1 protein-coding gene is annotated in these 1,665 nt (G+C 41.9%); it reads left to right on the top strand.

The window, feature by feature from the left end; translation table 11 throughout:
• Window positions 1-177 precede the first annotated feature (177 nt).
• Window positions 178-1,503: an IS1380 family transposase gene (locus BLR42_RS22255; RefSeq protein WP_091873938.1), complete on the top strand. Its 1,326-nt coding sequence runs from the start codon at window positions 178-180 to the stop codon at window positions 1,501-1,503.
• Window positions 1,504-1,665 lie beyond the last annotated feature (162 nt).

The following is a 1,665-nucleotide window of genomic DNA, read 5'->3' on the forward strand; positions in this document are numbered from 1 at the left end:
AACCTGAATTATTCACGGCAGTAGATTAAAATCACTCCAACGCCGCAAAGGTACTGTTATTTAAAATATTTGCGTTTTCACCTAAAAAGTGAAGCAAAACTATATTAATAGAGCTCCTGATTTGCTACAATTTATGTAGGCTAGCAACCATACATAAAGCAACAAAGGAGAAGCTCTATGCATAGTTTAAAAGAAATTCAGTTATTGTGCAACAAACAGTTTAAGCTCAATTTCAACGGAGGCGAGCTGTCATCTGACGGTGGCCTTTTGATGGTCAAAGAGTTCCTTTCAGCACTTGGTATTGAAAGACTCATAAAGGAAACGTTCAAGACCACAGATGCTGCAATACACAGAGATCACAAAGATCACGAGAATCTGTTACAGATGATCTACCAGATCTTTGGAATCTACTATGAAGATAACTGTGCTGACGAGATCAGGAAAGATCCTGTCATGTCAGCTATACTTGGCAAAGAAGCTCTTGCTTCACAGCCTACCATTTCAAGGTTCTTTAACCGCATGGATGATTCCACGCTCCGCCAGTTTGATACGATGATGCGCAAGCTCCGCCAGATAGTATATTCTATTGAAATGCCTGAATATGTGCTGTTTGACATTGATTCAACCCTTCTTCCGACATATGGGAATCAGGAAGGTGAAGGCTTCAATTTCCATTATCAGGCACATGGCTACCATCCAAAGGTTTGCTTTGACGGACTTACCGGAGATCTTCTCCGCGCCGTGCTTTATGATGGTACCGACTACTGCTCAAAAGATTCTGCAGATTTCATGAAGCCTCTCATAGCTGAGTATAAGAAGAGCTATCCTTCCATTCAGCTTTATGCCAGAGCTGACAGCGGTTTTGCCGCACCTGAGCTCTATGACCTGTTTGAAGATAATGGTGTAAAATATGCCATCCGTCTCAAGATAAACAATACCCTTAAGGCTATGGCCCAGGGCAAAGCCGATGCACTTATGAGCGTAACAAAGTACAATGCTGTAGATTATGCTGTAACATACGGCGAGTTCATGTATAAAGCAGGCTCGTGGCGCAGCGAAAGGCGGGTTATCTTTAAGATTGAAAAGCCAGCAAACCAGTTCAACTTCATGTACACTTTCATCGTTACTAACATGGAGATGGAACCTTATCAGGTGATTTCGTATTACTGCAACCGTGGGCGCATGGAAAACTTTATCGGCGAGTGTAAAGATGGTTTTGACTTCGCATCAGTAAGCTCGAAGAGCAAGGTTGTTAATGCTAACAGACTTCAGCTCCATACGCTCGTTTACAATATTTTCAACCTGTTCAGGCGCCTTGTACTGCCTAAGCAGATGGAGAAACACCTTATTGATACTGTCAGGCTCAAGCTTTTAAAGATTGCTACAAAAGTGGTTCACTCTGGCAGATACATAAAATTCAATCTGTGCAGTAGCTGCCCGTACAAAGATGAGGTTTTTCAGATCTTTGAGAATATCTGGCAGCTCAAAGTGCAGTTAGAATAGCAACTATAAACGAACCTTGACAACCTAAAAGCCATTCCAAACGAGCTATAGGGATAGTCTACCCTTTTTCAGTCTCTAAACGCGCCATTTTTCAGCGTTTGTGCTTCGAAAAATTTCCGAAGGCAATTTTGAATGGTTCTAAGGTGTCATGAATAATTCAGG

The organism is Butyrivibrio sp. INlla16, from assembly GCF_900104155.1.
In the GTDB taxonomy this organism is placed as follows: domain Bacteria; phylum Bacillota; class Clostridia; order Lachnospirales; family Lachnospiraceae; genus Butyrivibrio.

Bases quoted from the DNA above. Each gene is read 5' to 3' on its own strand.
- BLR42_RS22255 (WP_091873938.1), top strand. From the start codon at position 178: ATGCATAGTTTAAAAGAAATTCAGTTATTGTGCAACAAACAGTTTAAG.